We start from the raw sequence: 3392 nt of genomic DNA, 5'->3' as shown, positions 1-3392 counted from the left end.
GCGCTGGAGCGAATGGCTGCAGCTCAACGACGCGGTCTCCGCCAGCCGCAAGATCACCATGTCGGTCATGGTCGACGGCGGCAGCAAATTCGATGAGAGCTGGTCTGTCGGCCCGCGCGGCAAATTGCTGGTCAGGGAAGGCGATGACGGCATCAAGCGGCTGGTTTCGGCGAACCGTCTGTTGCTGTCATGGCGTTTCGGCCTGTTGTCCGGGCGCGGCGAGGCCGATTTCGAGCTCGCCGGGCTCTCCGAGGCGATCGGCCAGATCGCGGCAAGCTGCAACACCGATCCGCCGTGAGCCGGCTCGGCTTGTAACCCTTCGCAAAATGTTGGCTTTCCTATCCGATGGCCGGATTCTGTGGTATGCAGGTAGCGCAACTCCACTGCGGAGATGCGGATATTCCGCTCTGCCATGAAGTGCGGCATGCCGCCGCGACCGGCACGCTGGCACAACGGCGATCAGGGAGGAAATGCCATGCGCGCAATCGCGTTCTTAGCCATCATGCCTGCTGTCGCTTTCACCGTGAATCCGTCACGGGCACAGGATGCCGCTGCAGGCGAGAAGGTCTTCACCAAATGCAAGGTTTGCCACGTCGCTGACAAGGACCAGAACAAGGTTGGTCCATCGCTGAACGGCGTCATCGGCCGGACGGCGGGCACGCACCCCGATTTCACCTATTCGACAGCCATGATCGAAGCCGGAAAATCCGGCGTCAAATGGGACGAGCCCACCCTGACAACGTATCTTCACGATCCCAAGGCCATGGTCAAAGGGACGAAGATGGCGTTTCCCGGCCTCAAGAACGATCAGGACATAGCCAACGTCATCGCTTATCTGAAACAGTTTTCCAAATAAGCAACCCCACCGGTGGTGGCCTGCTCATCCTGAAGGAAGATCGTCGGCACTGCTGCCGGAATGCTGCGCCCTGCGCCGTCACGAAGGCAGCGCAAAGAAGCCCAATGCCAGCAGGATGATTATGCCAAGGCCGAGTATGAGAAGCGTCCGCGTGTCCATGACGTTCACCTTCGCAGCCTGAGGATAGCGAAAAAGCAGCTCTGGAGCCAGCGCGCCGCTGCGGCTGACCATTAATGCGCGTCACGCTGAAGCGGATTCGGGCGACGCGCTTTAAGTCTTTGTTTTGATGCATGTCGTTCTCCCAAAACCGCTGCGCACTTTTGGGCGACATGCATTAATGCGCGTCACGCAGAACTGGCTGTGGTGCTGCCGATTCTCGGTCACGCCACCTGGCATTTGTACCGCAAGGTTATAGAGCCGCCGGCTGGCCCCAGACCGGCGAACTGAGCAGGCCCTGTTGTGACGGACCGGCGAGAGTGCCGGTGTGCGCTCAATAGGCCCGGTGGCTGAACCGCGCCTGACGCGCGCCCGTGGTCAGGTTGCGGAAATCCTTGCCGCTGACATGCACAAGCGTCTTGTGGTCGCCGCCCTCGAAATAGATGTCGGCGGCATCGCCGAGGCTTTCGTCCAGAATAACCGGCACATCATAGGCGGCGCCGATCGGCGGTATGGCGCCGATGTCGCAATCATCGAAGAGCGATACCACCTCGTCCTCGGACGCGAGCCCGAGGCGCTTGTCCATGACGTCCTGCAGCTTGCCGAGCTCGATCCTGTGGGTGCTTGGGACCACCGCCAGCGCATAACCGAGTTCGTGGTGAACGACCACCGACTTCGCCATGATGCTGCCGGGCACATGCGCGGCGATGGCGCTCTGTCTGCTGGTGGCGGTTCGATGATGCGCGACGGTGTCGTAGAGGATTCCCTTGCTGTCAATAAAGTTCCTTAGTCTGCTTGCTATCGTCATTTTCCGCGTCCTCTGCTTGAGTTCACGACGCATGCGTCAAACCAAAATGGACGGGCGGCCTTATTGTTTCACGGCCAGTTGTTTCATGGCAAAGGCACCCGCCGTTCCCGGCTGGTTGTGTCGCGGCTGGATCGAACCGCGCGTCAGGGGCCGGGCCCGAAAAATGCGATACGGGTCAACAGCGTATAGTCGGCTTCGAGGACCATCATCGTCACGAAAACCAGCACCAATATCGGCGGCAGGATGATCGCATACATCATCGCCAGCCGCTCCCAGGCCATATGCATGAAGACGGCGACGATCAGTCCCGCCTTGAGCATCATGAAGATCAGGATCAGCGACCATCTGAGGTAGCCGTGGATACCGAAATAGTCGACCAGATAGGAGCAGGTGCTGAGGATGAACAGCCACGCCCAGACCACCAGATAGAGCTTGATCGGATGTTCCTGATGTGTGTCCGCCTTGGTGACGGCCGCCGCATCGTGGGTGGAATGCAGTGCGTGTTGTCCGAGACCGTTTGCGGTTGCTTCAGCCATATCTGCCTCTCAACAAAGCTGCTTCTCACCAAAGATAGAAGAAGGCGAAGATGAACACCCAGACCAGGTCGACGAAGTGCCAGTAGAGTCCCATGATCTCGACATTCTCGTAACGGCCACGGCGACTGGTGAAAAAACCGCGCCGCCCGGTGTCGAAGTCGCCACGCCAGACTTTTCGAGCCACGATGATCAGGAAGATCACGCCGATCGTGACGTGGGTGCCGTGGAAGCCGGTGATCATGAAGAAGGACGAGCCGAACTGCGCGGCGCCCCAGGGATTGCCCCAGGGCCGCACCCCCTCGGTGATGAGCTTGGTCCATTCGAAGGCCTGCATGCCGACGAATGTCGCGCCGAGCGCAGCGGTCAAGAGCATCAGGATCGCGGTTTTGCGGCGATCGCGGCGGTAGCCGAAATTGACCGCCATGGCCATGGTTCCGCTGCTCGAGATCAGCACGAAGGTCATGATGGCGATCAGGATGAGGGGGATCTCCGAGCCGCCGATGCGCAAGGCGAAGACCTCGCTTGGATTCGGCCACGGCACGCGGGTGGAAATCCGCGCCGTCATGTAGGAAAGCAGGAAGCAACCGAAGATGAAGGTGTCGCTGAGCAGGAAGATCCACATCATGGCCTTGCCCCAGGACACGTTCTTGAACGCGCGCTGATCCGAGGCCCAATCGGCGGCGATACCGCGCCAGCCCTCGGGGCGATTCAACTGGCCGCTATGTGTCGTCTCAGCCATCGCCTGCCTCCTAGGTCAGCAATTGCCGGCAAATGTCGATGAATGTCGCCGCCCAGCCGGCCAGAACGGCGAAGATGCCGAGCCAGACGAAAAGCAGGAAATGCCAATACATGGCGCAGAGCTCGACGCCGAGGCGCAACCGCTCCGGCCGGGCGCTGTTCCAGGCACTGGCGCTCGTCCTGCCAAGGCCGACCAGCCCGCCCATTATGTGCAGGCCATGCATTGCGGTGATCAGATAGAAGAAGCTGTTGGCCGGGTTGGAGGCCAGCAGGTAGCCGTCTTGGGTCAGGTGCCGCC

6 protein-coding genes and 1 pseudogene are annotated in these 3392 nt (G+C 60.5%); 2 read left to right on the top strand and 5 right to left on the bottom strand.

From position 1 onward, the window contains the following. Positions 1 to 298 (top strand): annotated as a pseudogene (locus EOA29_RS29650) (type VI secretion protein); the annotation flags it as partial. 177 nt (positions 299 to 475) lie between these two features. Further along, positions 476 to 856 carry a cytochrome c family protein gene (locus tag EOA29_RS29645; RefSeq protein WP_126093419.1) on the top strand — a complete coding sequence of 127 codons (381 nt, stop codon included), beginning with the start codon at positions 476 to 478 and terminating at the stop codon, positions 854 to 856. Between the two features lie 78 nt (positions 857 to 934). Here EOA29_RS29645 and EOA29_RS41730 read toward each other — a convergent pair whose 3' ends face one another. The 5 genes from EOA29_RS41730 to EOA29_RS29620 all read right to left on the bottom strand — a co-directional run. Next, positions 935 to 1087, bottom strand: coding sequence for a hypothetical protein (locus EOA29_RS41730; protein ID WP_189350014.1), 153 nt, complete (start codon positions 1085 to 1087; stop codon positions 935 to 937). Between the two features lie 259 nt (positions 1088 to 1346). Next, positions 1347 to 1820 carry an aminoacyl-tRNA deacylase gene (locus EOA29_RS29635; RefSeq protein WP_126093421.1) on the bottom strand — a complete coding sequence of 158 codons (474 nt, stop codon included), beginning with the start codon at positions 1818 to 1820 and terminating at the stop codon, positions 1347 to 1349. 143 nt (positions 1821 to 1963) lie between these two features. Further along, positions 1964 to 2356: a cytochrome C oxidase subunit IV family protein gene (locus EOA29_RS29630; RefSeq protein WP_126093422.1), complete on the bottom strand. Its 393-nt coding sequence runs from the start codon at positions 2354 to 2356 to the stop codon at positions 1964 to 1966. Between the two features lie 25 nt (positions 2357 to 2381). Further along, a complete protein-coding gene (locus tag EOA29_RS29625) occupies positions 2382 to 3095 on the bottom strand; it encodes a heme-copper oxidase subunit III family protein (RefSeq protein ID WP_126093423.1) in 714 nt (237 codons plus the stop codon). Positions 3096 to 3105: 10 nt separating this feature from the next. Further along, the coding region (locus EOA29_RS29620) for a cytochrome c oxidase subunit 3 (protein WP_189479023.1) at positions 3106 to 3392 on the bottom strand (287 nt) is incomplete at its 5' end.

The organism is Mesorhizobium sp. M1E.F.Ca.ET.063.01.1.1, from assembly GCF_003998155.1.
Taxonomy (GTDB): domain Bacteria; phylum Pseudomonadota; class Alphaproteobacteria; order Rhizobiales; family Rhizobiaceae; genus Mesorhizobium.
This window is presented reverse-complemented; position numbering and strand designations above follow the sequence as displayed.